Annotated in this window: 24 protein-coding genes; 13 read left to right on the top strand and 11 right to left on the bottom strand. The window is 56.6% G+C overall.

The genetic code is table 11. The features are described from left to right. Positions 1-113 precede the first annotated feature (113 nt). Positions 114-983, top strand: coding sequence for a DMT family transporter (locus K5845_RS04000; protein ID WP_502814122.1), 870 nt, complete (start codon positions 114-116; stop codon positions 981-983). A gap of 29 nt (positions 984-1,012) precedes the next feature. Here K5845_RS04000 and K5845_RS03995 read toward each other — a convergent pair whose 3' ends face one another. Continuing rightward, positions 1,013-2,362, bottom strand: a complete 1,350-nt coding sequence (locus K5845_RS03995; protein WP_287958442.1) for a metal-dependent hydrolase family protein — start codon at positions 2,360-2,362, stop codon at positions 1,013-1,015. Positions 2,363-3,094: 732 nt separating this feature from the next. On the opposite strand from K5845_RS03995, the gene K5845_RS03990 reads away from it, so the two are divergent. Continuing rightward, positions 3,095-3,790 (top strand): hypothetical protein, encoded by a 696-nt coding sequence (locus K5845_RS03990; RefSeq protein ID WP_287958441.1) that lies wholly within the window; start codon positions 3,095-3,097, stop codon positions 3,788-3,790. 354 nt (positions 3,791-4,144) lie between these two features. Here K5845_RS03990 and K5845_RS03985 read toward each other — a convergent pair whose 3' ends face one another. From K5845_RS03985 to mntR, 3 genes are all read right to left on the bottom strand, one after another. Beyond that, on the bottom strand, positions 4,145-4,345 hold the full coding sequence (locus K5845_RS03985) for a hypothetical protein (protein ID WP_046475980.1): 201 nt from the start codon (positions 4,343-4,345) through the stop codon (positions 4,145-4,147). Between the two features lie 151 nt (positions 4,346-4,496). Then, positions 4,497-5,681 carry a BaiN/RdsA family NAD(P)/FAD-dependent oxidoreductase gene (locus K5845_RS03980; RefSeq protein ID WP_287958440.1) on the bottom strand — a complete coding sequence of 395 codons (1,185 nt, stop codon included), beginning with the start codon at positions 5,679-5,681 and terminating at the stop codon, positions 4,497-4,499. 161 nt (positions 5,682-5,842) lie between these two features. After that, a complete protein-coding gene (mntR, locus tag K5845_RS03975; protein WP_287958439.1) occupies positions 5,843-6,277 on the bottom strand; it encodes a manganese-binding transcriptional regulator MntR in 435 nt (144 codons plus the stop codon). Positions 6,278-6,446: 169 nt separating this feature from the next. Between mntR and K5845_RS03970 the strand changes: the two genes are divergently transcribed. From K5845_RS03970 to K5845_RS03950, 5 genes are all read left to right on the top strand, one after another. Next, positions 6,447-7,337, top strand: a complete 891-nt coding sequence (locus tag K5845_RS03970) for a metal ABC transporter substrate-binding protein (RefSeq protein ID WP_502814121.1) — start codon at positions 6,447-6,449, stop codon at positions 7,335-7,337. Further along, on the top strand, positions 7,337-8,275 hold the full coding sequence (locus tag K5845_RS03965; protein WP_046476000.1) for a manganese/iron ABC transporter ATP-binding protein: 939 nt from the start codon (positions 7,337-7,339) through the stop codon (positions 8,273-8,275). Before K5845_RS03970 ends, K5845_RS03965 begins: the two co-directional genes overlap by 1 nt. Beyond that, the gene (locus tag K5845_RS03960) at positions 8,272-9,132 is read left to right on the top strand and encodes a metal ABC transporter permease (protein ID WP_046476003.1); all 861 of its coding nucleotides are present in this window, start codon (positions 8,272-8,274) and stop codon (positions 9,130-9,132) included. Before K5845_RS03965 ends, K5845_RS03960 begins: the two co-directional genes overlap by 4 nt. Further along, positions 9,129-10,052: a metal ABC transporter permease gene (locus K5845_RS03955; protein ID WP_082100962.1), complete on the top strand. Its 924-nt coding sequence runs from the start codon at positions 9,129-9,131 to the stop codon at positions 10,050-10,052. Before K5845_RS03960 ends, K5845_RS03955 begins: the two co-directional genes overlap by 4 nt. Before the next feature lie 583 nt (positions 10,053-10,635). After that, positions 10,636-10,860, top strand: a complete 225-nt coding sequence (locus K5845_RS03950) for a hypothetical protein (RefSeq protein WP_046476012.1) — start codon at positions 10,636-10,638, stop codon at positions 10,858-10,860. A gap of 43 nt (positions 10,861-10,903) precedes the next feature. Here K5845_RS03950 and K5845_RS03945 read toward each other — a convergent pair whose 3' ends face one another. Together K5845_RS03945 and K5845_RS03940 are read right to left on the bottom strand one after the other, a co-directional pair. Continuing rightward, entirely contained in the window at positions 10,904-11,446 is a 543-nt protein-coding gene (locus K5845_RS03945) for a hydrolase (RefSeq protein ID WP_046476017.1), read from the bottom strand. A gap of 529 nt (positions 11,447-11,975) precedes the next feature. Further along, the gene (locus tag K5845_RS03940; protein WP_280140618.1) at positions 11,976-12,107 is read right to left on the bottom strand and encodes a hypothetical protein; all 132 of its coding nucleotides are present in this window, start codon (positions 12,105-12,107) and stop codon (positions 11,976-11,978) included. A 2-nt stretch (positions 12,108-12,109) separates the two neighbouring features. On the opposite strand from K5845_RS03940, the gene otsB reads away from it, so the two are divergent. The 3 genes from otsB to K5845_RS03925 all read left to right on the top strand — a co-directional run bounded on the left by otsB (position 12,110) and on the right by K5845_RS03925 (position 15,662). Next, positions 12,110-12,859, top strand: coding sequence for a trehalose-phosphatase (otsB, locus tag K5845_RS03935; RefSeq protein ID WP_287958438.1), 750 nt, complete (start codon positions 12,110-12,112; stop codon positions 12,857-12,859). Continuing rightward, on the top strand, positions 12,856-14,640 hold the full coding sequence (locus tag K5845_RS03930; RefSeq protein ID WP_090227512.1) for a glycoside hydrolase family 15 protein: 1,785 nt from the start codon (positions 12,856-12,858) through the stop codon (positions 14,638-14,640). Before otsB ends, K5845_RS03930 begins: the two co-directional genes overlap by 4 nt. Positions 14,641-14,726: 86 nt before the next feature. Further along, a complete protein-coding gene (locus K5845_RS03925) occupies positions 14,727-15,662 on the top strand; it encodes a glucokinase (protein ID WP_090227509.1) in 936 nt (311 codons plus the stop codon). An 8-nt stretch (positions 15,663-15,670) separates the two neighbouring features. On the opposite strand, the gene K5845_RS03920 is transcribed toward K5845_RS03925, so the two are convergent. Together K5845_RS03920 and K5845_RS21265 are read right to left on the bottom strand one after the other, a co-directional pair. Further along, entirely contained in the window at positions 15,671-17,074 is a 1,404-nt protein-coding gene (locus K5845_RS03920; protein ID WP_090227506.1) for an alpha,alpha-trehalose-phosphate synthase (UDP-forming), read from the bottom strand. Positions 17,075-18,012: 938 nt separating this feature from the next. Next, the gene (locus K5845_RS21265) at positions 18,013-18,246 is read right to left on the bottom strand and encodes a metallothionein (RefSeq protein ID WP_076605268.1); all 234 of its coding nucleotides are present in this window, start codon (positions 18,244-18,246) and stop codon (positions 18,013-18,015) included. A gap of 481 nt (positions 18,247-18,727) precedes the next feature. Between K5845_RS21265 and K5845_RS03915 the strand changes: the two genes are divergently transcribed. Both K5845_RS03915 and K5845_RS03910 read left to right on the top strand, forming a co-directional pair. Beyond that, positions 18,728-19,981 carry a cyclopropane fatty acid synthase gene (locus K5845_RS03915; protein ID WP_046476041.1) on the top strand — a complete coding sequence of 418 codons (1,254 nt, stop codon included), beginning with the start codon at positions 18,728-18,730 and terminating at the stop codon, positions 19,979-19,981. 51 nt (positions 19,982-20,032) lie between these two features. Next, the gene (locus K5845_RS03910) at positions 20,033-20,524 is read left to right on the top strand and encodes a dihydrofolate reductase family protein (protein WP_046476046.1); all 492 of its coding nucleotides are present in this window, start codon (positions 20,033-20,035) and stop codon (positions 20,522-20,524) included. 22 nt (positions 20,525-20,546) lie between these two features. Here the strand turns inward: K5845_RS03910 and K5845_RS03905 are convergent, their stop codons facing one another. Together K5845_RS03905 and K5845_RS03900 are read right to left on the bottom strand one after the other, a co-directional pair. After that, positions 20,547-21,065, bottom strand: a complete 519-nt coding sequence (locus K5845_RS03905; RefSeq protein ID WP_287958437.1) for a superoxide dismutase family protein — start codon at positions 21,063-21,065, stop codon at positions 20,547-20,549. A 117-nt stretch (positions 21,066-21,182) separates the two neighbouring features. Then, positions 21,183-21,767: an HdeD family acid-resistance protein gene (locus K5845_RS03900; protein WP_160298674.1), complete on the bottom strand. Its 585-nt coding sequence runs from the start codon at positions 21,765-21,767 to the stop codon at positions 21,183-21,185. A 380-nt stretch (positions 21,768-22,147) separates the two neighbouring features. Between K5845_RS03900 and K5845_RS03895 the strand changes: the two genes are divergently transcribed. Continuing rightward, on the top strand, positions 22,148-23,197 hold the full coding sequence (locus K5845_RS03895; protein WP_046476056.1) for a methyltransferase domain-containing protein: 1,050 nt from the start codon (positions 22,148-22,150) through the stop codon (positions 23,195-23,197). Positions 23,198-23,255: 58 nt separating this feature from the next. On the opposite strand, the gene K5845_RS03890 is transcribed toward K5845_RS03895, so the two are convergent. Further along, positions 23,256-23,573, bottom strand: coding sequence for a hypothetical protein (locus K5845_RS03890; RefSeq protein ID WP_052743610.1), 318 nt, complete (start codon positions 23,571-23,573; stop codon positions 23,256-23,258). Between the last annotated feature and the right edge of the window lie 233 nt (positions 23,574-23,806).

The following is a 23,806-nucleotide window of genomic DNA, read 5'->3' as shown; positions in this document are numbered from 1 at the left end:
GCTGTTCAAGTGTATGGCCTTCTTTATCAATACAGTTTGTGATAATTGTATTGATCTGTAGCTGATAGCACCAGCCGAAATCGTTTAAGCCCGCGCCTAGAAAGCGAGGGGCGATGGACGATGTGAGGTCATCAGTGGACGGTTGGGGCAGCGGCCTGCTCGGCGTCATCATTTTCAGCGGCTCCCTACCCGCGACGCGCGTGGCGGTGGCGGATTTCTCGCCACTGTTCCTGACATCCGCACGGGCCGTCATCGCCGCGCTGCTAGGGGGCGGTCTGCTTATGCTTTTGCGCCAGGCGCGTCCACGGCGCGCTGACGTTCTGTCGCTCGCAATTGTCTCCATTGGCGTTGTGATCGGATTTCCGCTGCTGACGGCGCTCGCTCTGCAGCACATCACGTCCGCCTATTCGATTGTCTTCATCGGTCTTCTGCCCCTCGCGACCGCCATATTCGGCGTGCTGCGCGGCGGGGAGCGACCAAAGCCGCTGTTCTGGTTGTTCTCGTGTCTTGGCAGCGCAACGGTGATCGTCTTCGCCGTTTCCAATGGCGGATCGGGTTCGTTGACCGGCGATCTTCTCATGATCGCGGCAATCATCCTCTGCGGACTTGGATACGCCGAGGGCGGGAAACTATCGCGGCGTCTTGGCGGATGGCAGGTGATCTCATGGGCGCTGGTTCTCTCAGCACCCATGATGCTGGTGCTGACGATCATGACCCTTCCAGCCTCGTGGGAAGGTATTGGAGCTCCCGCATGGCTCAGCCTTGCTTATGTCTCCGTCCTCTCAATGCTGGTCGGTTTTGTCTTCTGGTATCGCGGTCTCGCGCTTGGCGGCATCGCGGGTGTCGGTCAGCTGCAATTGCTTCAACCCTTCTTCGGTCTTGCTCTTGCGGGTTTGCTGCTGGGTGAGCCTGTTGCCTGGACAATGATCGCGGCGACCGCGCTTATCGTCCTCTGCGTAGCCTTTGCGCGGAAGTTCACGTGATCTGGTGGACGCCCGGAGACGAACGTTTGTTATTGTTTCGTTTGCAGAGCGTTCTTGAAGATCTTCCCGTCTTTCATAATGACGACGAGGTTCTTGGCTGGATCCGCAAGCAACCTGATGTCGGCGATGGGATCACCGTCGACCAGTAGCAGGTCAGCGAAAGCACCTTCCTCGACCACGCCGAGCTTGCCTGGGTACGGGTTGCGCTTTCCAGACATCGCCAACAGTTCGGCGTTGGTTCCAGTGGCCATTATGAGCGTTTCAGCGGGGCTGTACCAGCGTGTGAACTTGACCAGCAATTCGCCTTGGCGCTGCGCCAACTTCTGGGAGAACAGGATGTCGGTGCCGAACGCTGTTTTCAGATTGTACTTTTTTGCGAGTGCGATGGTCTTGTCCGTGCCCGCGAAGACAGTGAACGCCTTGGCCCGCTCTTGCGAACCCGGTGGAAACGCATCGGCCATCTCGTCCGGAAACGCCTGGGTGCTTAGCCAAATGCCTCGCTCGGCGATCAGCTTGGCAGTCGCTTCATCCATAAGGTGGCCGTGTTCGATGCACTTTACACCGGCAGCGATAGCGCGCTGGATCGAAGTCGACGTGTAGGCGTGCACGGTCACGTAAGTCCCCCAATTTTCCGCCGCTTCGACGGCTGCGCGCAATTCGGCTTCCGTGAAAGTAGAGGCATCAAGGGGGCTGTTGGGTGATGCCACTCCGCCACCCGCCGTGAGTTTGATCTGTGTCGCGCCTAACATGAGTTGTTCGCGTACCCGCACGCGGACTTCATCCGGGCTGTCCGCAATCATGGACGCTCCCGTCTGCTCTTGGCGCGTCGCTGGGTCACCTAGGGTTCGGGGCACTTCGTGTGAATGGCGGAAGTCACCGTGACCGCTGGTGACCGTGATTATAGCGCCAGACGGGTAGATGCGTGGCCCGACGACAATGTTTTCGTCGATGGCGCGTTTGAGCCCAAACGACGGTCCCCCTACGTCGCGAACGGTGGTGAACCCGCGCATTAACGTGTCCGTTGCCTCGGCCCCTGCGATCAAGTTCAGATAGCCAAGGTCGTCCGTGAGCAACGCTGCCGGTGTGGGCCGAACGAGCATCGCGTGCCAATGCGCATCGATGAGACCCGGCATGAGCGTGCGTCCATCTCCGGCTATGATCTGAGCCGAGGGCCTATCGTCGACCGGAATAGCGTCTTTAGAGATGGTCTCGATCGTGTTGCCGCGGATCAGAACATTCATGGTTCCGCTTAGCGTGTCGCTCTTGCCGTCGAAGATACGGACGTTCTCAAACAGTGTGAGAGCGGGTGGCTCAGCGGCGTGCGCGGTATGTACGAGGCAAAACACAGCGGCAAAAGCAGTCGTTCGGCAAAACAACATTGGATCCTCGTCAGAAGTCCTCTCGTGCGCCTAGCGTGATCGAAACCTTGCCATCGAAATTTTAAGCCTGCTTTCCGCTCACCGCCAAGTGGTTAAAACTCACCTTATATGGGCGGTTAAATGTTCGTCGTGTCGGCGCGATCGCGCCTTCGCCGTCTACATGGCGCGGGGGTAGGGATGGGAGGAGAAGCCAACAGGGTATTTCCACAATTATTTTGAATTCAATTGTGGTCGGTAGTTTGAACTTTCTGTCTGGAACTGTGTAGTCCTCTATATTCGTCGGATAATCAGGATGGGTTTGGCAATATTTGGGGGTTTAGTGACGATGAAAAATCTAAATCGATACGCGGGCGGGGAAAAGGTTCAATACAGTACTATAGAAGGCGAGTTTAGGGCTGTAGTTGAATCCTTTGTGGGTTCGCGGATATTCCTGACAGATGTCGTCTGCCTTAATCCTTCAGGAAGAAGGGCAACTGGCCAGCGTCTCCTAATTTCTCAATTTCGTTCTGCGGGCGGGGTTCAAACGGACTAGGGTGTTCGATCATCTGCTGCTGATAGGGCTGGAGATTTTTCAAGGGGATCGCAGTGATGGTTATACGCGCGCCGCGAACTGTAGTTGGTATGTGCGCGCTTTGCAGGAGCGATGCGGAGCTTCAGAATAGTCATTTCGTCCCGGCCGCACTATTCAAATCCGTAATTCAGGCATGTAGTCCGTATGCTGAAGCTCCGGTGATGGTTGATGTCATCGAAAATTCGGCAGTGCAGATCAACGCTCAATTCAGCAAGCACCTTCTTTGCTCCTCTTGCGAGGGGCGCTTTAGTCAGAACGGCGAAGATCATGTAATCTCGAATACTGTCCGTAACAATGGAGAATTTAGGCTGCGCGACGCTTTAAAGAGCACTGAGCGGTCATTGTCCAACAACGGAAGGTCAATATTTTTGGGAGGGGAGCTTCCTCCAGAACTCCGAGCCACTGCATATTATTACTTCTTTGTCAGTATCCTCTGGCGAGCTTCGGTTACAGATTGGCCTGGGGCGACCGGAGTGAAGAAGGGATGCCTAGGTGCAAAATATCAAGAGATGTTCCGGCGTTACTTGCTCGGTGAATTTAACCGCTTACCGAAGGTATCTGTCCGAGTACATGTAAACTTTGACACTGACCCGGACATTTTTCTAACTGTACCGACCCATGCAAAGGTGATCTTCGAGAATTTCAAGGTAAATCGTTATTCGTTTTACATGCCCGGAATTTGGTTTGTGGCTCATGTAGGAGGCAATCTCCCAACGCATAAACTTGACGGTATTTCTGCCCAAACGAGCTGTCCCATATTTATTGAGTCGCACCTCAAAGGAACGGAACTTAGACGACGGCTTGCCGAAGACGTGGCACGAGCTATTCCTAAGGGAAAGTTGGCCCGAGCGGATTAGGAGGCTAGGCGGCCAATGGTTCCACGCTCGACGTGGTCGCTGCCGGTGTTGCGCTGGAAGGGGAATCTTCGCGGCACCTTGGATCCCGGCAACACGTGCCGGGATGACGGTGTTGTAGGGGGATGGCTTGCGAAGCAGATGGCGGCCGGGTGCTACTTGCCAGATTTGTTTCGCAGCAAATCTGCGGAACGCCTCGGGCGTCTGCTTGCTGACGTGGTGCTTGGTTGTCTTCGATGTCAGGCGTGATGCCTAGCCGACATCAGGGCCGGACGAACTCATGGCGTTCGCCTATTGAATAGGCGCGCGGCAGGCTCTCTTAAAATGGCTTGCGGGCAGCGGCCACGAAACTCAGCGTCAATGCTTGGCCAGCCAGTCTTCAGCTTCCTGGAGCGTAAAGGAAAACTCGGCGTCGGGGATGCCCGAATGCGCCCGGTTCCCCTCTTTCTTGTTCACGAGGGCGAAGCGCCCGTGATGCGGGCCCTTTCCGACCTTTTCCAGAAGGTAGCCTTTGCTCGCGGCGATACGGGTGACGTGCTTTTCCTGGGCATTGGTCATGGGTTCTCTCCCGAACGGCATGACCGATCTTAGACCAATTACAGTGCGCGCGGAGATCACTTCCGGTCTTGCGCAATTGCGTCGGGTTCGCGATGTCCTTGCAGCGTGCCGATCGCGGGACCTGGAAGCGAGGGATCGTCCTGTTGCCCCCTCACAAAACCTCCCCAGCTGCGTAGCCGCTGGCCCAGGCCCATTGGAAATTGTAGCCGCCGAGCCAGCCGGTGACGTCGACGGCTTCGCCGATGGCGTAGAGCCCCGGCACCTCTTTTGCCTCCATGGTGCGGGACGACAACGCGGCCGTGCTTATCCCTCCCGCCGTCACTTCCGCTTTGGCAAAGCCCTCGGTGCCGTTGGGCTGGAAGGGCCACGCCGCAAGCTGTTGCTCCACACCACGCAACGCGCGATCGGTGCAGTTGGCCAACTCGCCAGGCAGGGCGAGCCGGTCCGCCAATACCGCTGCCAGCCGGTCGGGGAGTACGCTGGCCAACGCTGTGCGCAGCGAGACGCGCGGCTTGTGCCGCTTAAAGCTCACGAGCCAGTCGGCTGGGCTTTCTGGCAGGAAGTTGATCGCGATCGGTTGCTCGTGTGTCCAGTACGACGAGATCTGGAGAATGGCGGGGCCGGACAGGCCCTTGTGCGTGAACAGACAGGCTTCGCGAAACGCCGTCCTGCCGCAGCGCGCCACGACATCGGCAGACACGCCGCTCAAGGTGCTGAAGAGCTTTTCTTCGGCGGGCAACGTCAACGGGACGAGGGCGGGTTTGGGCTGGACGATCTTGAGGCCAAACTGACGGGCGAGGTCGTAGGCAAACCCCGTTGCGCCCATTTTGGGAATTGACGGTCCGCCTGTGGCGATGACCAAGGCAGGGGCCGCCGCGATCTGCTCGTCGGTTTTGATGTGGAAGTGCCCGTCCGCGTGACGGACGTCGCGGATCGTCTGGCTTAATCGGAGGGTTACGTCCCCCTTCGCGCATTCGTCGAGGAGCATCGCGACGATCTGTTTCGCGGAGCCATCGCAGAACAGTTGGCCGAGCGTCTTCTCGTGCCACGCGATGCCGTGGCGATTGACGAGTGCAATGAACTCCTGCGGCTGGTAGCGGCCAAGCGCGGACTTCGCGAAATGCGGATTGGCGGACAGATAGCAGCTGGGCGTGGTGTGCAGATTTGTGAAATTGCATCGTCCACCGCCGGAGATCAGGATCTTTTTGCCCGGCTGGTCGGCGTGGTCGAGCAAGAGGACGCGGCGGCCCCGCTGCCCCGCGATGGCCGCACACATCAGTCCGGCGCCACCGGCGCCGAGGATGATCGCATCGTAGATGTGGGGAGGTTTGGTCATAGCTCTCTGGTGGCAGGAGTGCCCGCCCGGGTTGGGGACACTGCTTTACCAGATAGTCTGCCCAGCCGCGTAGCTTGCGCATGATTTAATGGAAGCGGTGGCGAATGGCATCGCTAGCAGCGTGGCACATGTGGACTGAGAGCCATCCCGTGCCGCGAGGCTTACCCCTTCTTCTTCGCCATGAATTTCCGGAAGGCTTGCAGTGTTTTCTCGCTCACGTGGTGCTCGATGCCTTCGGCGTCGGCCTCGGCGGTGAATTCGTCAACTCCGAGCGCCATCAGGAAGTGGACGACGAGCTCGTGGCGCTCACGTGAGGTTTCAGCGAGTGCCTGACCTTCCTCCGTCAGAAAGATGGAGCGGTAGGGTTTGGATGTGACGAAGCCCGCGCGCTGCAGGCGCGCGATGGTGTTGTTGACGGTGGCATTGGTGACGCCCAGATAGCTGGCGAGGTCGACGACGCGCGCTTCTCCGGTCCGGTCGATCAGTTCCGCGATCAACTCAACGTAATCTTCCGCCAACTCCATCTGATGCGCGTCGCGCACGCGCTGGAAACGCTCGGCCCGGAGTTTGGCCACGGTTTCCTTGTCAGCAGTCATGTCAGGCTCCCGAGTCTCGTCTCGCCTATTGTCTACCTCTGTTCGCAATTGACAACAAGTTTAGCACAAACTAACTATCAGTTCTAATGCTAATGGTTTCAGTATGTATGCTGTGGCGGATAGAGGGAGATGGCGGCCAGTGACGTGCACGGGACGAACGTTCAATCAAATGCGCGGCTTGCTGCTTTGTGCGCTGATGGTCGTGGTGGCCGCGACACCGCTCGCAGCGGCGACGCCAGGTAAGCGTCTTAAGATCGTTACAACGTTCACGGTGATTGAAGATATCGTAGCCAATGTCGCGGGAGATGCGGCGGATGTCGTTTCCATCACCAAGCCGGGTGCGGAAATTCACGGCTATCAGCCCACACCGGGCGATATCGTGAAAGCGCAATCCGCGGATCTGGTGGTTTGGAACGGGTTCAATCTGGAGCGCTGGTTCGAGCAGTTCTTTCAGAACTTGTCCAACGTGCCGAGCCTGACAATTAGCGACGGCATAAAGCCGATTGGGATCAACGATGGGCCTTACACAGGAAAGCCCAATCCGCACGCCTGGATGTCACCCAGAAACGCGCTGATCTATGTCGAGAACATCCGAGCAGCCTTGGTCAAACTCGATCCGGCCAACGCGGAAACCTACGACCGCAATGCGGCGGACTATGCAGAGAAAATCAAAGCGCTCGACGCGCCTTTGCGGAAACGGCTCGCGGGCATTCCGGAAGCCAAGCGTTGGCTCGTTACGTCGGAGGGCGCCTTCAGCTATCTGGCGCATGATTACGGGTTCAAGGAACTCTACTTGTGGCCAATCAATGCCGACCAGCAAGGCACGCCGCAGCAGGTTCGCAAGGTGATCGACCTTGTTAGAAAGCACGAGGTTCCGGTTGTGTTTAGCGAGAGCACGGTCTCTGACCGGCCGGCTCGCCAGGTCGCGAAGGAAACCGGGGCTGCGTATGGCGGCATTCTCTACGTTGACTCTCTGAGCGCCGCAGACGGACCGGTGCCATCCTATCTGAAGCTGCTTGAGGTGACGGTCGATACAATCGCAAAAGGATTTGGCCAGTGATGGATGTTGCCCGTGACAGCCGACAGAACCGAGAGGGCGAGCGGACGTCGCCCGCGTCCCCTCGGGCGACATCCTTGTCGGTTCGCGACGTAACAGTAACCTATCCCAATGGGACGACGGCCGTGCAGGACGCGTCCTTTGAGCTGCGTGCCGGCACGATCTGTGCGCTGGTCGGGGTGAACGGCAGTGGCAAATCCACCTTGTTCAAGGCGATCATGGGATTTGTGACGCCGCGTCAAGGAGCGGTTCGAATCTGCGGGCTTCCGATGCAGGAGGCACTGCGCGCCAATTTCGTCGCCTATGTGCCGCAGAGCGAGGAAGTCGACTGGAACTTTCCCGTGCTCGTCGAAGACGTCGTGATGATGGGCCGGTACGGCCACATGGGCTTTTTGCGTCTTCCTTCGAAGATGGATCACGCGAAGGTGGAGGAGGCTCTGGAGCGCGTCGGTATGGGCGCTTTCCGGAAACGCCAAATCGGGGAGCTCTCCGGTGGCCAGAAAAAGCGCGTGTTTCTTGCCCGGGCTCTGGCGCAGGAAGGGCGTATCATTCTGTTGGACGAGCCGTTCACCGGCGTCGATGTCAAAACCGAAACCGAGATCATTGGATTGATGAAAGAGCTGCGCGACCAGGGGCACGTGATGCTGGTCTCGACGCACAATCTCGGCAGTGTGCCCGACTTCTGCGATCAGGTGGTTCTTATTAATCGAACGATTCTTGCGGCAGGCCCGACGGCGCGTGTGTTTACGCAGGCCAATCTTGAGCGTGCCTTCGGCGGCGTGCTCAGGCACTTCCAGCTGGCGGGGACGGCTCTGCATGAAGACGATGACACGCGCAGCGTGACGGTGCTGACGGATGATGAGCGGCCGCTGGTCTTTTATGGACAGAAGCGGCCGGATCAAGGCCCGCTGCGGCGCAGTGAAGATGGTGAGCCGTCATGATCACTGAGCTGCTGGTTCCATTCAGCTACGATTATATGGTCAAGGCTATGTGGGTCAGCGCGCTCGTGGGTGGTGTCTGCGCGTTTCTGTCCGCGTATCTGATGTTGAAGGGATGGTCGCTGATGGGGGACGCCCTGGCCCATTCCATCGTGCCAGGTGTCGCAGCGGCCTATCTGATGCAATGGCCGTATGCGGCGGGTGCCTTCATTGCAGGCTTTCTCGCTTCTGCAGGTATGGCGTTCGTGCGGCAGCATACGCAATTGCGTGAAGACGCGACCATCGGCCTCGTCTTCACGACGTTCTTCGCTGCAGGTTTGTTGCTGGTTTCGCTTTATCCGACCTCGGTCAATGTCCAGACGATCGTGCTGGGCAATATCCTCGGTATTTCCGACGAGGATGCGCTGCAGGTCGTTATCATTTCGCTCGTCTCGGCGGCAGTGCTGCTCCTCAAATGGAAAGACCTGATGGTGGTCTTTTTCGATGAAGCCCATGCACGGACGGTGGGGCTGCAGCCGCGCGTTCTCAAGATTGTCTTCTTCACGCTGCTCTCGGCATGTACCGTTGCAGCGCTCCAAACGGTTGGATCCTGCCTTGTCATCGCGATGGTGGTGACACCGGGTGCCACTGCCTACCTGCTGTGTGACAGGTTCGAACGGCTTTTGATGTTGAGCGTCGCGATCGGTGTCACGACGAGTTTTGTTGGGGCCTACCTCAGCTATTTCCTCGATGGTGCGACTGGAGGGGTGATCGTCACCTTGCAGACGCTGTTGTTCCTGGCGACCTTCTATTTGGCGCCGAAGCATGGTGTGCTGGCGTCACGGCGACGTATCAGCGGCGCGGTTGAGGTGAAGCCATGACCGAATGGTTTGACTTCATCACCGTGCCTTTGAGTTTCGGGTTCATGCAAAGGGCGCTTGTGGCCTCTGTGCTGATCGGCGCGGTTTGCTCCGTGCTGTCGTGCTACCTTGTGCTCAAGGGATGGTCCTTGATGGGCGATGCCATTTCGCATGCCGTGCTGCCCGGCATCGTTCTCGCCTATGTCGCAGGTTTGCCTTTGTCGTTCGGGGCGTTCGTTGCCGGGCTGACATGTGCCGGGTTGACCGGCTACCTCAAAGAGAACAGCCGCGTGAAGGAAGACACGGTGATGGGGATCGTGTTTTCCGGGATGTTCGGGTTTGGGCTCGTGCTGTTCACGAAGATCCATACGGACCAGCATCTGGATCATATTCTATTTGGCAATCTGCTTGGTGTCAGCGTTTCGGACCTGATCGAGATAGCGGTCATTGCAGGCGGCACGTTTCTCGTCGTGGCGCTGAAATGGCGTGATCTGCTGCTTTATTGTTTTGATCCTCAGCATGCGCGCGCTATCGGTCTGCCGGTGCGCGTCATCCACTACGGGCTTCTGGTCCTCCTGGCTCTGACCATTGTGACCTCGCTTAAAGCGGTTGGTATCATTCTCGTCGTGGCGATGCTGGTGGCGCCTGGCGCCATCGCGTTCCTGCTGACGACCAGCTTTGCACGCATGCTTGTTGTCGCCGCGGTTGTGGCCATCGGGTCGTGCATTACGGGTACGCTCATTAGTTTCCATATCGACGGAGCGACAGGGCCCTGTATCGTCCTTACGCAGTCAGCAGTTTTTATACTGGCCTTTCTGTTCGGTCACCGCGGCGTTCTTAGAACGCGGCGGATGATACAACGCGAGCAGCGCGAGGCGACTGATCAGCGACGTGCTGATCCGTTGGCGCAAGCAGGTGAACGTCGCCCCTCCGCGACCTGAGATCGTTTTATTCGGTTCGCCTTCCGCCTCGTTGAAGCAGGGCGGCAAACGCTTTCACAAAGATTTGGACAGGTGTCACGCCCGGAACAGCGTTCCGTTGGCGGAGCACGCATAGTCAGGCCATCGCAAACGACATGCCGGCACCGAGGTGCGGCTCATGATCAAGGGATATGAACGATGGCTAAGATTTCTACAAACTTTCGCCGCGCTGTCTCGGCAGTCGTTTTCGCCAGCACTCTGGTGTTTTCAGTTTCTCAGGCAGGTGCGGTCAGCTTGAGCGTCAAGCGGGCCTGCATCGGTGATTATCTCTCTTATTGCAGTGCCCATTCAGTCGGAAGCAGCTCTCTTCGCCAGTGTATGCGCGATGCTGGACCGCGTTTGTCGCGGGGGTGCGTCAATGCTCTCGTCGCAGCTGGTGAAGTTTCCAAAGCCGAGGTTTCGCGTCGCTCCGCACGCCGGTAGTTGGAGGGAGGTTTGACCCATGTACCGTAGGGAACAGCCTGCCGACTTATACTCAGGCATTCTCCAACCCCTAGATCGGCATATCGAACGCCGACACCCCTCAGGCGGTTGGAGAACGACAATGACGACGACAATTTTTGGTTTTGCGGCGGCGGCACTCGTTGCGATTATTTATTTTGCCGACCCGGCTGGGGCCGACAGAACTTCTCTTCGCGGTCGTCCCGAGACTTCGAAGATGGAAGTCCCTACAGGGACGTTGGATGCCTCCGACAATGAGGGACGACGTTTGGGTGGCGTCTCCGTTGTCGGACGTTTGCCGGGGCACTCGGCGGCGAATGACGATTAGTTACTTTCGCGAGTGCTGGATAATCGCATGTGGCGCGTCGCGGTCATTTTATAAGGGGCAATAGCTCCTTAAACGCTGGAGTATCGGCGCGTCCCAGCCACTCGAATATGACCATTTCCGTCGTGACGATGCCTGCGCCACTCGCCTGCAACCGGTCGAGGCATGCCTGTTCACTCGCTAGAGAGCGCGAAGAGGTCGCGTCGGTCACGACGAAAACCTCATAGCCTTCTTCCATCAACTGGGCGGCCGTCTGCATGACGCAGATATGTGCCTCCATGCCGGCGATAACCGCTTGCGGACGACCTAACTCCCGAAAGGCGTCGGCAAATCTCGGGTCTTCGAGACAGGAGAAATGAACTTTCTCGAGGACAGGCAGTCCTTGCGAAACATCCGCAATCTCACGGACCGTGTGGCCCAGGCCTTTCGGGTATTGCTCCGTGATCAGAACCGGGATGTCGAGGCGTCGAGCCGTTGTGAGAAGAAGCCGCGTGTTTTTAAGCGTACGAGCTGGGGCTTGCATTGCTGGGACGAGACGCTCCTGCATATCGATGACAATGAGACAGGAGGCTTCCGCTTTGATCAGCATGGGGGGCTCGCTTTAGGTTCATTGACCGAGGTGGAAGGCTTTCGCGGAGGTTGAGATGCTCCTTAAATGCATGGGACCCATGCAATTTTGCAATGCGAAATGAATAGGAACGATTCTGTGATCGAATAGCTCTAGTGCAGAGGTAGACGCGGCGCACATGTTGGTATATGGCATACCACATTGACACCTCCTTTTCGTCTTTTGAGAGTGGACGACAGGCTGGTTGCAACTTCCTCCCCTATGTACGGGTGGCCGCCTTAAATGGGCGTCCGCCCGTCTTTTTTTGCCAGCACAAGAATTTGCGGGGCACTGCTGCTGCCCCTCCAACCGATCGGGCGCAGAGATTGCTGTGACCGAAGGGTCGCATTCTCGCGTGCACGGTGGACACAGACTGCTGTGCATCTGCAAAAGTTGGCCGGCTGATCGTTGGATCGGGTGACCTGAGATACAGCAGAGGGGCTGCTTAGTGGGCTGCCCGTTGAAGCTCCACTTTCGTGTTCTTCCATCGTACCTCCCCTCCATGCCAAGCTTAATAGTCCGAGAGGCGGGTGGGGTGGCGTATTTGTGTTTGGCGCGATAGTAGGGTGATGCAACCGGCAGGTGTCGTGGCCTGCTTCTCGCCCATTCCTTTCATGATCTGATCATCGGAACTTAGCCGCATTCATGGCCCTACCTCCTTATCCTCACGCGCGCCGTACGGCATTGTTTTTGGATTTCGATGGCACTCTGGTCGATATTGTTGCCCGGCCGGATGCTGTAGCGCTTACGGAAGCGACGCGGGATGCTCTGGCAACGGTTGCGCGGCATGTAGACGGGGCGCTCGCTATTGTCACCGGGCGCGATATTGCGACCATTGATGCGTTCGTTGCGCCGTTGCGGTTTCCGATAGCTGGGGTGCATGGCTTCACGCGCCGGGATGCAGTGGGCAGGGTTCAAATGCCTCAGCTGGACGGGGATCTGCTCGACAAATTGAAAGACGGCCTTCGGCTGCTTTGCAGTGAAAACGAAGGGCTGCTCCTGGAAGAGAAGGCCGGAAGTGTGGCTCTACATTTTCGGGCAAGACCGGAGCTTGAGGACGTGTGCATTGCGACCATGGAACGGATTGTCGATGGAGCAGGCGGTTTTCGCGTGAGCCGCGGCAAGATGGTGGTCGAAGCCCGTCCGAAGGATGCGAATAAAGGAGCCGCTGTTACAGCCTTTATGCGCGAGACTCCGTTCTTAGGACGCGTGCCACTGTTTGCGGGCGACGATGTTACGGATGAAGATGCGTTTGACGCCGTCAATGCGGCTGGCGGGATCTCGATCAAGGTTGGTGACGGTCTCACAGCGGCGTCCTATCGGGCGCCCACGACCGCTGCGTTCGTCGCTTGGCTGGTTGATTATGCGCAGCACCTCGAAGGGGAAGGGTCGTGAACGGTCTTGATCTGGGCCTGATCGGAAACTGCAGTATCGGGGCTCTCATTGATAAAAAAGCTTCGATCGTATGGTGCTGTTTGCCGCGGTTTGATGGTGACCCGGTGTTTCATTCATTGCTGGCGGGTGACGGCAATCCATCCGGGCAGGGCATGTTTGCGATCGAAGTCGTCGATTTCGTTAGTAGCGAGCAGGCCTATTTACCCAACACTGCCATTCTAAGAACAGTTCTCAATGGGGCTTCGGGCAGTATCGAAGTTTTGGACTTTGCGCCGCGGTTTAAGTGGCGAGATAGAGCGTTTCGCCCGCAGATGCTGGTGCGCCGAGTTCGTCCATTGTCCGGCACGCCGCGTGTTCGCATTAAAGTACGGCCACAGTTCAACTATGGCGGGACGACACCGACTATTACATTCGGATCGAACCATGTTCGGTACGTTGGTCCTGAAACGACGTTGCGGCTCACAACGGATGCTCCAGTCGACTACGTGCGTTCGGAAACGGCCTTTAATCTGGACGGGCCGTTGAACCTGATCCTCGGGCCGGACGAGACGCTGAGCGACGGTGCCAGTGAAACTGCGCAGATGTTCGAGACTCGGACGCATGACTACTGGCGCAACTGGACACATAGGCTCGCTGTTCCGCTCGATTGGCAAGATGCCGTCGTGCGCGCGGCGATAACGTTGAAGCTATGTAGCTACGAGCCAACCGGCGCGATTGTTGCTGCCATGACGACAAGTATTCCGGAGGCGCCGGGAACGCAGCGCAACTGGGACTATCGGTTCTGTTGGATTCGTGACGCCTTTTTCGTGGTGCGTGCGCTCAATAGCCTCTCGGCTGTGCGTACCATGGAAAACTACTTCGGTTGGATCATGAATGTCGTCTCCAATGCCAACGGGGGACACATTCAACCCGTCTACGGTATCGGGTTAGAGGACCGGCTGACCGAGCGTGTTGTCGACACGCTTGATGGGTTCAAGGGGATCGGTCCCGTGCGGATCGGCAATCAGGCCTACGAACATTTCCAGCACGATACTTACGGCAATCTCGTTCTGGGTGCGTCGCAAGCTTTCTTTGACACGCGGCTTTTTATGCGCGCTGGGTATGAGGATTTTGAGCGGCTCGAACGGGTCGGTGAGAAGGCCTACGAGCTTCACGATCAGCCAGATGCGGGCATGTGGGAGTTGCGCTCGCGTGCACGCGTTCACACGTCATCGAGCGTCATGTGCTGGGCGGCCTGTGACCGTCTCGGAAAGATTGCTTTGTACATGGGCCTTACTGATCGGGCGCGTTTTTGGGCCGAGCGAGCAGCACGCATTCGCCAGGTCATTCTCGAGCGTGCCTGGTCTGGGAAACGGCAGGCGTTTGTCGAGAGCTTTGAAGGGGAGTACCTGGATGCAGGGGTTCTCCTGATGGGTGAGGTCGGTATCATCGATCCCTTGGATCCCCGTTTTGTCTCGACCATCCAGGAGATGGAAAAGGTGTTGGGGCGTGGCCCCTTCATGATGCGTTACGAGGAGGCTGATGATTTTGGCGCCCCTGAAACGGCCTTTAACGTCTGCGCCTTTTGGCGGATTGATACTCTTGCACGCATGGGACGGAAGGATGAGGCGCGGGAGCTGTTCACGGCGTTGTTGGCGGCGCGTACGTCTCTCGGCCTAATGTCGGAAGATACGGATTACAAAACCGGTGCGCCGTGGGGCAACTTTCCGCAGACGTACTCTATGGTCGGGATCATAAATGGTGCCGTGCGCTTGTCGCGCCCATGGGAGGCTGCCGTTTAGCGATTGAAAACGCGCCGGTATTCGGGAAGGTGAGTGGACGCTCTGGCCTTTCCGTGTAATGGCCACGACAGTAGAGGGTCAGCCAAGTGAAACGCTGGAAGCTGATTGCAGATGTCGGTGGTACCAATGCACGCTTTGCGCGGTCTGCAGGGCCCGGCGACCTGCAGCACGTCAAGAAGCTGAACGTAAGCGATTTTCCGACTTTCCACTCAGCACTCCAGGCCTATCTCGAGGGCGTTGATTGCGGCCAATGCACGGGCGGATCTATTTCCGCGGCGGGCCCGGTTAACCGGGATGAAGTTGTCCTGACAAACGCGCCATGGCGTATTGCAGCTAGTGACGTTGCAAGTGTGTTGGGCGATAGGCCCGTGATGCTCTTCAACGATCTTGAAGCTGTTGCACTCGCCTTGCCTCATCTCACTTCTGATGACGTCCGCAAGCTTGGTGGGCCTCCGCCCGATCTGGATGCCAAGGCGACGCGGCTGGCCGTTAACGTTGGAACAGGTTTGGGAGCGGCGGCGGCCGTGCCCATCGGCGGCGCCTGGCTTTGCGTGCCGAGCGAAGCGGGACACATTTCTTATGCTGCAACAACGGCAGACGAGGAGAAGCTGCTTGGTTCCATCGGATCGGTTGAGGACTTGCTTTCCGGTCGTGGAATTCGCCGTCTTCATAAGGAGCTGAGCGGAACGGTCGAGGAGGATCACTCTGTTCCGGAGGATGCAGCGATCTTCAGAGGGGCCGGGATAGACACGGTTTCTGCTGAAGCACTTGAGATTTTCACGCGGGTTCTCGCACGTGTCAGCGGCGATCTCGTTCTGGCGACGGCCTCGTGGGGCGGCGTATTCTTTTGCGGCAGCGTCGCGCGCGCGTGGAGCGACGTTGCGGATATTGGCGCTTTTCGTGCGACCTTCGAAAGCAAGGGAGCAATGACGGCGCGCATGGGAAATGTGGGAACCAGTCTGATCCTGCTCCCGGAGCCGGCCCTCTATGGTCTTACCTTTGCAACCGGGCGTCGCCCCTAGAGGATCGCCTAGGCGGTTCGTTCCGGGATCAAGTAGCTCGTGCGGCTATGTTCGAGGGCAGTCAAGAAATCCTTTTGCCACTTGAAGACATCGAAGTTGTTGATCTTTGTGCGCAATGCGTAATTGCGGTGTTTGCGCTCGCTTTGATGCATAATGAGCGCGGCGTGCAGAGCTTCGGCCACTTCGTCGGTGTCGAAGGGATTGACGATCAGTGCCTCGGTGAGTGTTTCAGCGGCACCCGCGAATTTAGATAGTACGAGCACACCAGGATCGTCCGGATCCTGCGCGACTACATATTCCTTGGCGACGAGGTTCATGCCATCCCGGACAGGGGTTACCAAACCAATGCGACTTGCACGGAAAATCGCAGCGAGACGGTCGCGTTCCACTGATCGGTTGATGTAGCGAACGGGCGTCCAGTCGAAGTTTCCATAGCGGCCGTTGATTGCTCCTGTCAGACGTTCGAGTTCTTCTCGGATGTCCACATAAGCGTCGACATCCTCGCGCGTCGGCTGGGCGACCTGCATCAATGACGCCGCATTCCGCCATTCAGGATGCAACTCCAGGAGCCGTTCAAATGCACGGACGCGTTCGGGCAACCCCTTGGAATAGTCTAGGCGATCGACTCCGATGATGAGGGCGAGCCCCGGATCGCGGACCTTCATTGACTCAACGATGCGATCCGATTGCGGGGAGTGTGCAACCTCGGCGAAGTGGTCCGCGTCTATGCCGACCGGGAATACACCTGCAGTGAGCTCCCGATCCCCGCATATCAATCGGTCCAGTGGCAGGAACGTCGTGTTCCCGAGCTGCAGCAGATAGCGTTTGAAATTATTGAGATCCGTCTGCGTTTGGAAGCCAACGAGATCATAGGCAAAGATCGAGTCGATCAGCCATTCATGTTCTGGCGTGGCCGTGAGAATCTCGATGGGTGGAAAGGGGATGTGGAGGAAAAAGCCAATGCGCTGTGTCACGCCGCGTTTTCGCAGTTCGCTGCCGAGTGGTATCAGGTGAAAATCGTGAATCCAGAGGATGTCGTCAGGGAGCAATAACTTCTCGATTTCGGCGGCAAACCGGGCGTTGGTATGCCGGTATGACTCGAGAAACTCGTTGGAGAACTCCGCGAGGTCCAACCTGTAGTGACAGACCGGCCAGAGCGTTCGGTTTGCGAAGCCGTGATAGTAGTTTTCGAATTCGCTTCGTGAGAGTGGGACGGTGACTGTCGTGACATTGTCCAGACTGGTCGTTGTGGGCACGTCAGGTTCGCCATCTTCAACGACGTCTCCACTCCAGCCGAACCAAACACCTCCGCGTTGGCGTAGGGCCTCTCCTACGGCGACTGCTAATCCGCCGCTTTGTTTGGCGACGCTCAAATCGGCAACCCGATTGGATGCAACGACGAGACGGCTCACAATTACTGTCTCCGACGAGATCGTCGGTCCTGTGTCTGATGTGAACTTTTGGTCTGATTAGGCCTGCATTATTCAATTTTAATTTGTGCAGTGCAACGCAGTTAAGCTCGTATAGTTCCTTAACACGCCCCGTATGCTCCGGTTCGGATCAGGATCGGCTTGATATAAATTAGTGATTTGAAGGCCCGGCGTATCCGCTGTTTGCGAATACGCCGGACTCACGCAGCTGGGGGGATGCTGCGTCCGCGCCGAACTTTAGGCCCGGGCGGGATTTGCCGCGTGGTGAGGGAACATCCACGCGGTCTATCGGCGCCTACTCGGGGGCTTGGGGGGCGCCGAAGATGTGTGCCCTGCGATCAGCGTTTTGTGCGCTAAGGATCAAAGAGCGAATTATCTTGGTGGGCACGCTTACACTAGGATCGATGTGAGTGCGATCTAGCTGAATATGCTGTGGAATGCCGTCGATCTATCGCGGTATATAGAACGCCGATATATGACGGGAAAAATTCCATTGTTTTCGAAGTAAACTTGCCACACTCCTTGGGATTACCATAACTTCAATCGCAATCAATAAGTTCCTATATTTTTTTAGTTTATTGATCTAGGGTATTGGAACTCGTGAGGTGTGCGACGCGTTTATGAAGTGCCCAGTTGTTTTTTTCAGCAAAGGGGGTTCATATGACAGCTCAAACTACAGAAACATTTACAGAATCCGATTATGCAGATCACGTTCGAACGTATCGATCTTTTGTAAAAGGCATAGCAACTGCCGCAGGTTTGATTCTCCTGACGTTAATTATTCTCGCCTATGCCACGATGTAATCGCGATGGACTCCTGAGAGATTAATTTTTGTGCGCTTGCCTGTTGCGATTCCTCAAAATTGTTTTGGCGAGCGCACAAGCCGCACGTGGTTCCATGATCGCGTGTCCTATGAAATCTATAATCGATCCTGGAAACCGGGAACGCCCTCCTGCATTGCGCACGCGCGACAACAATAGTAAGTGCCCTCGTCTTCCAAGCCGTGCCCCATAATCCTGCACCCACAGTGTTTGCAGGTGGGGGCAAGGGCATGAACAGCACATTCGAAACTATCGAACGTGTGGCGATCGCCGTTCATTAGGACTTCGAACGATTTATCGTAGTCGTTGCCGCAAACTTCGCATCTCGCCATAGCTAGCCTCCTTACATCGTGCCACTCATAGTCAATGGGACGGGGGATTGGTTTGTTCCGTCTGTTGTGGGGGCTGTGAGGGTTATCGGGCGAAGCTACCGTGAGGACACGTGATTTCTGGCACGTGTTCGTGAAGAGCATGGCCTATGGAAATGCTTGATTTTTGGTATTTGGTCGCAAACATCCTGGTAAGGATCGTCGGCCTTGTTACGTCGTGCGGATCTGAGTGACAACTTTTTGGAAAGGAGGATTTTCCCGGTCTTGCTTTTTCAAAGGTTGCGGTGAAAATTATGCATTGCGACTTCTTCGGTGATTTGAAACCTTTTTCATATCAACCCATTATTGCAAAAGTCGAGATATGTGTGGTGCTGATTTGAAGGTGTGCAGAATATTGGGGTGTGCCCGGGTTGTTTGCGCGGGAAACAGTTGATCGCCCCAATCATTCTTTGTTCGTTGCATCTTCCGGTCGAGGAGAACTCGTATGCCGTCTCCTATGATGAAGCTGTTCGGTTATGCCGTTCGCCATGGCGCCCTACGTTTCGTAGACCATACCGGCCATGAAAGTGTTTTTGGCGATGGTACGGGAAAGCAGGTTACTTGCCGGACCACCGATCTTGCGACAGAGTTCAAAATCTCGGCAGACCCTACATTGGCGATCGGTGAAGCCTACATGGATGGTGGGCTAACCGTAGAGCAGGGAACCATCTACGATCTTATCATTCTCCTTATGGATAATGTGAGAGAGGTAGAACCTACCCTTTGGATGCGTGCGCTTGAACGTATGCGCTGGATGCTGCGCAGGGCCCAACAACTCAACTCTATCGGTGGCTCGTCCCGCAATGTTCGACACCACTACGATATTGATGGGCGGATCTACGATCTGTTTCTTGATTCTGATCGCCAGTACTCTTGCGGGTACTTCACGTCGGATCACGTTGACCTAGAAGAGGCGCAGCTGGCGAAGAAGCGTCATCTAGCGGTCAAGCTGGCTATTGAGGATGGGCAAAAGATCCTCGATATCGGATCGGGGTGGGGTGGTTTGGGCCTCTACCTTGCGAAGCTCGCCGACGTCAGCGTTACCGGTATTACGCTCAGCCCGGAGCAACTAGGGTACAGCCAAAGACGAGCTATGGATGAAGGGCTCGATGGCTCAGTAGTCTTCCAGCTTGAGGACTATCGGAAGCTTGCCGGGGCGTTTGACCGGATAGTCTCAGTGGGGATGTTCGAGCACGTTGGTGTTAACCACTACAGCGACTATTTCGCGAAGATTGCAGAGTTGCTTTCGGAAGATGGGGTGGCGGTGGTCCACTCGATTGGCCGCTTTGACGGTCCCGGGATCGCAAACCCGTTTATCAGGCGCTACATTTTTCCTGGTGGTTACATTCCGGCTCTGAGTGAGGTGTTACCGAGTGTCGAGCGGGCTGGTTTGTTCGTCAGTGATGTCGAAGTCTGGCGCCTTCACTATGCGAAGACCCTGCGCAACTGGCGGGAGCGTTTTGTTCGCAATTGGCAGAAAGCTGTCGATCTGAAGGGCGAGAAGTTTTGCAGAATGTGGGAGTTCTATCTCGCTGGGTCTGAAGCGGCTTTCCGCTATCAGAACCTCATGGTCTTTCAGCTGCAGCTTGTGAAACGGCTCGACGCTTTGCCTCTGACGCGGGATTACATGCTCGATACCGAGCGCCGTCTCAGGTCGCAAAAAAGAGAGCACCTTTCAGTGGTTCCTGCGGCTGAGTAGGAGGATTACAATCTTGTTGATGGCTGACTAGCGCGGCTGGAGAATGATCCCATGAGTCTAGAGCAGGTCGATGTCAGGGCTATGTGTGCTATTGGGCAGCGCGGTCAGCTCGGGCTTGAGGGCCGGATGCCGTGGGAGGGCTGCAAGGGGCAGGCCTACCGTGATGATGTTGAGCGGTTTTTCGAGATGACGCGTGGGCATGTATTGCTGGCTGGGCCGCGTACTATCGCATCTGTTCCTGAGTTTGCTTTTCGTGACAGGACTATCGCAGTTCTGCGATCTTCGATGATACCAACCGAAACGCTCGCCCAGTTTGCGGGTCGCGTTGTGTTTATCGGCGGCGGTCCACCGGTGTGGGACGCTTATGCGCCCTACATCCGGCATTGGGACGTGACAAGGCTCCCATATGATGGGCCGGCTGATCGCTGGTTCGATCCAGCTTGGCTCACTCAAGGTTCTGTAACGCTTGATGAGATCTCTTCTTCGGCGGGCGCGCGTCCGACTTTGCGGGAGGGAGGTGGAGATCCCGGTATCCCGCGATAGCGGCTTGTCGCGCGTTCCGTTGTTATTGTGCGGCGACGATAACGCCGCAAACCATCCGCCCTCCGGCATCGCCCGCGGGTTGAGACGAGTAATCATCTACGCCCTGGTGAATGACAATCGCTGAACCATCATCATCAAAGAGGCTGTTCTTCGTTCCTTTTGCCAAGGTCACTTTTGGAGCCAGGATTTCAATCTGGAGATTGCCACTGGCAGGAACATGGATGTTTGGCAAATCGCCAGCATGGTGGCCACCTTCTGCGAGGACGCCGTGCTTATGTCCATCGGGGTTGAAGTGCCCTCCCGCACTTTTGAAATCGCCCTCGCATTTGCCGGTCTCATGGATATGAATAGCGTGTTCGCCTGCTGGGACGCCGTTCAGCTTCATATTAAGCAATACACCCTGCTTAGCAGTTTCCTTCAATGTGACCGTGCCGACCTCTTTGCCGTCTTGGGTTGCCAGTTTGGCGGTAGCACCTGATTGGGCATTGGCTGGTGCGCTTAATAGGATCAATGCTGCAAGTGTGATAAACTCACGTCGCATGGGCTACTCCTCCTGAAAGACATGGTTGAATGCGTCCAACTCGGTTGGTTCCAACGTCTTTTTGTATTTGTCAGTTCCGAGCCGACCCGAGCGATCACCTAGCGCTCTCTCCCGCTGTCAGCGACCAGAGTCCGCGAGGCGCTTAGCGGTTAGTGCCAGCGCGATATAGCTGATCCCGGATGCGATCATGTTCACGCCTGCGAGTAGTCCGAGCGCCCAGCTGGCGCTGGATGGGAGCTCGAGAGCTAGAAGCACGCCGACTCCGAGAGCAATGATTCCTCCGAACATCAGCCATCCCCATCCGTCTATGGGGCGTAGTTGCAGAGAAATTGCGATCTGAAATATGCCCTGCACGATGAAGACGATCGCAAGAAAAAGGGTCAGCGTAATGAGGCCTGTGAGCGGAAGGAATGCGAGTACGCAGCCAGCTGCGAACAAGAGCGCACCTAAGAGAAAGTCGACGATGGCGCCACGCCATCGTTGGGTTTGAAAGGCCTGTAAGATCTGGCTGATGCCGATGAGGATGAGAAGCCAGCCAATCAGAATCTTAACGGCGATCGATGCAATCAAGGGAAACGCGATGGCCAGGATGCCTGCAATCAGACTTATGATGCCAAGAGCAAGGTACCATCCCCAATTGGCGGCGACATCGCTTCGTACCGCGGCCAAATTATAGCCGCCCGAGTAACTTGAACCAATCATCTGCAGCTCCATCGTGGGGCCTGCGTCTGGCCGGACTGAAGGTATTATCAGTACGCGCCCTTGGAGACGTCAAGCTCAATGCTGCGTGCCTGAGGCGCCGATCTTTGAAAAATTCAGACTTGGCGACCAAGGGTGATACAATCTTTGCGTTGGAATGATCGCTATTACGCAACGATTTGCGCCGGTGACTGTTCCCGGTAGGCTCGCCTTCTTTGAGAATTACGGCGATTGACCCGTTTTCAACGCTTTGTTCCTGACGGGACAGCCAAGTGTCCATGCCGTCGCAAATAACTCGACCCCGTTGCTTCTGCGGTGCAGGTCCCGCGCGGTGAGCGAGGGCTTTTGTGCCGAGAGCAGCTTTCATTGCGAAAGGCACTCGGATGACACTTAACTCAGAAAAACTCGAAGCATTACTCGGTACGATGGTGAACGAGCTGGGGGCGGCTGCGAATGCAGCGCTTGTTCTCCTCGGTGATAAGCTTGGCCTTTACCGCGCCTTGGAGGCGCATGGGCCCCTCACGCCCACAGATCTTGCGCGCCACACGCAAACGCGTGAACGGTATGTGCGTGAGTGGCTTTCTGCGCAGGCTGCGTCCGGATTTGTTACTTACGATCCGGCAGCGGCCACATTTGCACTTTCTCCCGAACAGGCAGCGGTGCTCGCTGACGAAGAGAGCCCAGTCAATATGACGGGAGGTTTTTATTCCCTTGCTGCGATTTTTGCGGACGAGCCCCGCCTCAACGACGCTTTCAAATCCGGTGAAGGTGTCGGCTGGGGAGACCACTGTAGTTGTCTGTTTTGCGGCACCGAACGATTTTTCCGTCCGGGCTACAAAGCACATCTCGTCAGTGAATGGTTGCCGGCGCTCGATGGGGTTGTCGAGAAACTTGAGCGGGGTGGGAAGGTTGCTGATGTCGGCTGCGGACATGGCGCGTCCACGATGATCATGGCGGAAGCCTTTCCTCAATCCACGTTCACCGGGTTCGACTTTCACGCGCCTTCCATCGATATCGCACGCAGCAAATCCATGGGCATTTCCAATGTGAAGTTCGAAGTGGCGAAGGCGCAGGATTTCACGGGGGAAGGTTATGAGCTCGTGACAATCTTCGATGCGTTACACGATATGGGCGACCCGGTGGGGGCTGCCCGGCATATCCGGTCCACGCTCGCCGATGATGGGACCTTGATGATTGTCGAGCCGCTTGCTGGAGATCGACTGGAGGACAATCTCAATCCGGTTGGAAGGGTTTACTACGCGTTCTCAACCAGCGTGTGCGTCCCTTCATCCTTGAAGCAGGAGGTTGGGATGGCACTTGGAGCTCAAGCTGGTGAAAAGCGGCTGGTTGAGGTCTTGAAGCAGGGTGGGTTCTCACGTGTGCGCCGAGCCGTAGCGACGCCGTTCAATATGGTGATCGAGGCTCGCCCGTGAACTAAAAAATCGCGGTGCAGAAACCTCTACACCGCGATTCCGCTATTTATTTAGTTCGTTATGGGCAGAACCAAACCGGTCCAACGATGATGCAACCGCGACGATGCCAATCGTGGGGGCGCTTCTTGTGGCGGTGCCAGTGCTTTGGTGCGTGGCGATGGCGGGAGCCTGCCTTGTAGCGATGATGCCCCTTCTTGTGACGTTTTCCGTGATAGTGCTTCCTCTCCTTGTACTGGACCTTATTCAGCACTGTTGAGGAGACGTCTTGTGCCAGGGCTGGCGTCGTGTGTGGAGCCAGCGACTGGGGAGCAGCTGCGTTGGCTGACGTTAATGTGAGGATCGAAAGCATCGCTGCAGGCAGTATTGCCTTCATCATGACCAGTTTCCTTATATTTTTGCACGTGCGAACACCTTGAGGGTTCGCGGTTATAACGCGTGTCGTTAACAAATTCCGTCGTCGGCAGGTTTCGAGGCAGAAAATCGAAACGTGTCAGGGCGTGGCGGGACAGCAACATGGCTGTTGGTGTTCGACGTGGACGCGTTATCCCGGGTTGGTAGGACAAGTGGATTGGGGCTACTGAATTTGACCGGGGTGTAAGGAAAAAGATG

It is taken from the genome of Filomicrobium sp. (genome assembly GCF_025698805.1).
GTDB lineage: Bacteria > Pseudomonadota > Alphaproteobacteria > Rhizobiales > Hyphomicrobiaceae > Filomicrobium > Filomicrobium insigne.
The sequence above is the reverse complement of the archived record's forward strand: the minus strand, read 5'-3'. Positions and strand labels throughout refer to the sequence as shown.

Excerpts from the sequence above, each read along its gene's own strand:
- K5845_RS04000 (WP_502814122.1), top strand. The coding sequence starts at position 114 with ATGGACGATGTGAGGTCATCAGTGGACGGTTGGGGCAGCGGCCTGCTC.
- K5845_RS03995 (WP_287958442.1), bottom strand. The coding sequence starts at position 2,362 with ATGTTGTTTTGCCGAACGACTGCTTTTGCCGCTGTGTTTTGCCTCGTA.
- K5845_RS03990 (WP_287958441.1), top strand. The coding sequence starts at position 3,095 with ATGGTTGATGTCATCGAAAATTCGGCAGTGCAGATCAACGCTCAATTC.
- K5845_RS03985 (WP_046475980.1), bottom strand. The coding sequence starts at position 4,345 with ATGACCAATGCCCAGGAAAAGCACGTCACCCGTATCGCCGCGAGCAAA.
- K5845_RS03980 (WP_287958440.1), bottom strand. The coding sequence starts at position 5,681 with ATGACCAAACCTCCCCACATCTACGATGCGATCATCCTCGGCGCCGGT.
- mntR (WP_287958439.1), bottom strand. The coding sequence starts at position 6,277 with ATGACTGCTGACAAGGAAACCGTGGCCAAACTCCGGGCCGAGCGTTTC.
- K5845_RS03970 (WP_502814121.1), top strand. The coding sequence starts at position 6,447 with ATGCGCGGCTTGCTGCTTTGTGCGCTGATGGTCGTGGTGGCCGCGACA.
- K5845_RS03965 (WP_046476000.1), top strand. The coding sequence starts at position 7,337 with ATGGATGTTGCCCGTGACAGCCGACAGAACCGAGAGGGCGAGCGGACG.
- K5845_RS03960 (WP_046476003.1), top strand. The coding sequence starts at position 8,272 with ATGATCACTGAGCTGCTGGTTCCATTCAGCTACGATTATATGGTCAAG.
- K5845_RS03955 (WP_082100962.1), top strand. The coding sequence starts at position 9,129 with ATGACCGAATGGTTTGACTTCATCACCGTGCCTTTGAGTTTCGGGTTC.
- K5845_RS03950 (WP_046476012.1), top strand. The coding sequence starts at position 10,636 with ATGACGACGACAATTTTTGGTTTTGCGGCGGCGGCACTCGTTGCGATT.
- K5845_RS03945 (WP_046476017.1), bottom strand. The coding sequence starts at position 11,446 with ATGCTGATCAAAGCGGAAGCCTCCTGTCTCATTGTCATCGATATGCAG.
- K5845_RS03940 (WP_280140618.1), bottom strand. The coding sequence starts at position 12,107 with ATGCGGCTAAGTTCCGATGATCAGATCATGAAAGGAATGGGCGAGAAG.
- otsB (WP_287958438.1), top strand. The coding sequence starts at position 12,110 with ATGGCCCTACCTCCTTATCCTCACGCGCGCCGTACGGCATTGTTTTTG.
- K5845_RS21265 (WP_076605268.1), bottom strand. The coding sequence starts at position 18,246 with ATGGCGAGATGCGAAGTTTGCGGCAACGACTACGATAAATCGTTCGAA.
- K5845_RS03915 (WP_046476041.1), top strand. The coding sequence starts at position 18,728 with ATGCCGTCTCCTATGATGAAGCTGTTCGGTTATGCCGTTCGCCATGGC.
- K5845_RS03910 (WP_046476046.1), top strand. The coding sequence starts at position 20,033 with ATGAGTCTAGAGCAGGTCGATGTCAGGGCTATGTGTGCTATTGGGCAG.
- K5845_RS03905 (WP_287958437.1), bottom strand. The coding sequence starts at position 21,065 with ATGCGACGTGAGTTTATCACACTTGCAGCATTGATCCTATTAAGCGCA.
- K5845_RS03900 (WP_160298674.1), bottom strand. The coding sequence starts at position 21,767 with ATGATTGGTTCAAGTTACTCGGGCGGCTATAATTTGGCCGCGGTACGA.
- K5845_RS03895 (WP_046476056.1), top strand. The coding sequence starts at position 22,148 with ATGACACTTAACTCAGAAAAACTCGAAGCATTACTCGGTACGATGGTG.
- K5845_RS03890 (WP_052743610.1), bottom strand. The coding sequence starts at position 23,573 with ATGATGAAGGCAATACTGCCTGCAGCGATGCTTTCGATCCTCACATTA.